The sequence below is a fragment of the Clostridium tepidiprofundi DSM 19306 genome (assembly GCF_001594005.1).
Classification (GTDB): domain Bacteria; phylum Bacillota; class Clostridia; order Clostridiales; family Clostridiaceae; genus Clostridium_AC; species Clostridium_AC tepidiprofundi.
In genome coordinates this window covers 1-3,577 of sequence record NZ_LTBA01000094.1, presented here as the reverse complement: position 1 = coordinate 3,577, position 3,577 = coordinate 1, and the positions used below count along the sequence as shown (strand labels likewise).

Below are 3,577 nucleotides of genomic sequence, written 5' to 3'. Positions count from 1 at the left end.
TTCACACTTATTAAGTATATGTAAAGGAAGGTGATGATATTTTATGTGTAGGTTAAATCCAAAAGTAGATTTCGTATTCAAAAAATTATTCGGCAGCGAGGAAAATAAAGATATTTTGATATCGTTTATAAATTCAGTGTTGAGTGAAGATGAGCAAATAGTGGATATAGAGTTAAAAAACCCTTATAACTTAGCAAATTACAGACAAGGTAAGATGAGCATACTTGATATAAAGGCAGTAGATGAAAAAGGAGTATGGTATGATATAGAAATGCAGATTGCAGAGCAGAGCTTTTATGACAAGAGAGCTCTGTATTACTGGGCGAAGGTATATTCAGATCAGATAGAAAGCGGATATGAATATAATTTACTGAAGAAAACTATAGGCATAAACATATTAGATTTTGAATATTTAGACGAAGAAGAATATCATAATGTCTACAAAATATACAATGTAAAGAGCAAAAAGGCATTTAGCAATCTGTTTGAGCTTCATTTCATAGAACTTCCAAAATTCAAGAAAGATTTTAGTGAAATAAGGACAACGTTAGATAGGTGGGCAGCATTTTTAACAAAAGCGTATGAATTTGATAAGGATACTGTTCCTAAAGAATTAGCACAGAGTGAGGAAATAAAAAAAGCAGCTGAGAAGCTAGATATAATGAGCTTAAATAAGGAAGAAAGAGAAATATATGAAAATGATTTAAAAGCGATGATGGTAAGAAATGCAGAGATTAATGCTGCTGAGGAGAAGGGAAGAGAAGAAGGAAGGGAAGAAGGAAGAGAAGAAGGAAAAGTAGAAGGAAGAATTGAAGCAGCTATAGAAGCAATAAAATTAGGAGTGAATAATGATGTTGTAGCTAAAATTTCAAAATTATCGATAGAAAAGGTGGAGGAATTACGCAAAAAGTTAGCTATAAATAAGTAATTGTATTGTTCAGAAGAAAAATCAAAGAGCAAGCTCGTTTGCAAGCTCCCTCGCTAGGGGTCAGACCCTTGGGAAAAATTACAAGGTTAAGTTTGCCATGATATATATGTAGTATCCTAGATGTGATAAATTTTCCAAATGTCAAAATGAATCGGTACATGTTAAGTAGACAGATAATTTAATTAAAATTCATGCACATATGGGTGCTTGATTCCAATATTCTATCGGAGTCAAGCATCCTAATTTTTTTATGTCTTCTGTTGTTGTAGCAACAAAAATTGCATTCTAGTTTTTATAAGGGGCTATAAAGTGTTAGGCACATTACAAAGATTGGAAGTGGAGCGGACAATCTTTGTTGCTTTTATCGATTCTATAAGACTCCCACTTCTATAAGTGGGAGATTGAAGCTTTTTGCTTCAGGTGGAGTAGAGTCTCCACCTGAAGTTCCGATGTTTTGCTTTAGCAAAACGAGTTCACTGGGCTATCTCTTCACCCTCGACCTTACTCGTTAGGGGAAGTAAACAATCTTCTGTTGCTTCTGGTGTAGAATTTGTATTAATAAAAAATGCGAATTCTTTTCAAAAGATAGTGAAAATACAACAAAAATTAAGATATAATATAAGTAGAGGAAAGGGTGATATAATGGAAAGATTAAAACCTTTGAATGATTTTATTTTCAAGAAGCTCTTCGGAGAAAATGAAGTCAAGGATAATTTAATTGCATTTTTGAATGCAGTTTTAGATAGGAAAGATAGAGATAGGCTTGTGACATTAGAAATAATAGATAACAAAGAACTAACAAGAGAACTCGTAAATGATAAAACTGCCATATTAGATGTAAGAGCAAGAACAGAAGATGGGACTCAAATAGACATAGAAGTTCAACTTACAAATCAACATAATATGGATAAGAGAACTCTATTTTACTGGGGAAGAATTTTCAATGAAACAATAGTTAAAGGGGAAGACTACAAGAATTTATCAAAGGTAATAACTATAAACATATTGGATTTTAATTATATAGAGCTTGATAAGTTTCATACTAAGTTTCATTTGTGGGAAGATGAAGCTAAGGATTACATGCTCACTGATTTAGTAGAGATACATTTCATAGAAATTCCAAAATTTAATGAATTGAAGGTAAAGAATTTGAAAGAAGATAGACTTCAGAGATGGTTGACTTTCTTTAATAAGGATATTTCAGAAGAAAAATTAAAGGAGTTGATTGAAATGGATAAAGATATAAAGAGAGTAGAGGAAAGACTTGAATATTTAAGTAGTGATGCAAAGACAATAGAGATTTATAAAGCGAGAGAAAAGTCACTTCACGAAAGGGCAAATATGATAAGCAGCGCAAGAGAGGAAGGAATAAAAGAAGGAATATTCAAAACAGCCAAAAATCTATTGGTTATGGGTATGGATGAAGATACAGTGTCAAAAGCTACTGGATTAAGTGTAGAAGAGATCAAGAATTTAAAGCAGTAATATAAATAAATAACACCCCAGGGGTGCAAAAAAAGTTAAATACCAAACTTCTTACAAAGAATCTACCCTTGCTTGTTTGGGTGGTAGTTCACACTTATTAAGTATATGTAAAGGAAGGTGATAATATTTTATGTGTAGGTTAAATCCAAAAGTAGATTTCGTATTCAAAAAATTATTCGGCAGCGAGGAAAATAAAGATATTTTGATATCGTTTATAAATTCAGTGTTGAGTGAAGATGAGCAGATAGTAGACATAGAGTTAAAAAACCCTTATAACTTAGCAAATTACAGGCAAGGTAAGATGAGCATACTTGATATAAAGGCAGTAGATGAAAAAGGAGTATGGTATGATATAGAAATGCAGATTGCAGAGCAGAGTTTTTATGACAAGAGAGCTTTGTATTACTGGGCGAAGGTATATTCAGATCAGATAGAAAGCGGATATGAATTTAATTTGCTGAAGAAGACTATAGGCATAAATATATTGGACTTTGAATATCTGAATGAAGAAGAATATCATAATGTCTACAAAATATACAATGTAAAGAGCAAAAAGGCATTTAGCAATCTGTTTGAGCTGCATTTTATAGAACTTCCAAAATTCAAGAAAGATTTTAGTGAAATAAAGACAACGCTAGATAGGTGGGCAGCATTTTTAACAAAAGCGTATGAATTTGATAAGGATACTGTTCCTAAAGAATTAGCACAGAGTGAGGAAATAAAAAAAGCAGCTGAGAAGCTAGATATAATGAGCTTAAATAAGGAAGAAAGAGAAATATATGAAAATGATTTAAAAGCAATGATGGTGAGAAATGCAGAGATTAATGCTGCTGAGGAGAAGGGAAGAGAAGAAGGAAGAATTGAAGCAGCTATAGAAGCAATAAAATTAGGAGTGAATAATGATGTTGTAGCTAAAATTTCAAAATTATCGATAGAAAAGGTGGAGGAATTACGCAAAAAGTTAGCTATAAATAAGTAATTGTATTGTTCAGAAGAAAAATCAAATAAAACTAGTGTAGCTATTCACACTTATTAAGTATATGTAAAGGAAGGTGATGATATTTTATGTGTAGGTTAAATCCAAAAGTAGATTTCGTATTTAAAAAATTGTTCGGTAGCGAGGAAAATAAAGATATTTTGATATCGTTTATAAATTCAGTGTTG

4 protein-coding genes are annotated in these 3,577 nt (G+C 31.8%); all 4 read left to right on the top strand.

The genetic code is table 11. The annotated features are described in order from the left end of the window. Positions 1-43 precede the first annotated feature (43 nt). A complete protein-coding gene (locus CLTEP_RS13645) occupies positions 44-928 on the top strand; it encodes an Rpn family recombination-promoting nuclease/putative transposase (RefSeq protein WP_066827611.1) in 885 nt (294 codons plus the stop codon). Between the two features lie 642 nt (positions 929-1,570). Further along, a complete protein-coding gene (locus CLTEP_RS13640) occupies positions 1,571-2,413 on the top strand; it encodes an Rpn family recombination-promoting nuclease/putative transposase (RefSeq protein ID WP_066827609.1) in 843 nt (280 codons plus the stop codon). A gap of 130 nt (positions 2,414-2,543) precedes the next feature. Then, a complete protein-coding gene (locus tag CLTEP_RS13635) occupies positions 2,544-3,392 on the top strand; it encodes an Rpn family recombination-promoting nuclease/putative transposase (protein ID WP_066827607.1) in 849 nt (282 codons plus the stop codon). A gap of 86 nt (positions 3,393-3,478) precedes the next feature. Further along, on the top strand, positions 3,479-3,577 hold a 99-nt coding region (locus CLTEP_RS14545), incomplete at its 3' end, for a PD-(D/E)XK nuclease family transposase (protein WP_201786620.1).

Coding starts and splice junctions, on each gene's coding strand:
- CLTEP_RS13635 (WP_066827607.1), top strand. CDS start 2,544: ATGTGTAGGTTAAATCCAAAAGTAGATTTCGTATTCAAAAAATTATTC.
- CLTEP_RS13640 (WP_066827609.1), top strand. CDS start 1,571: ATGGAAAGATTAAAACCTTTGAATGATTTTATTTTCAAGAAGCTCTTC.
- CLTEP_RS13645 (WP_066827611.1), top strand. CDS start 44: ATGTGTAGGTTAAATCCAAAAGTAGATTTCGTATTCAAAAAATTATTC.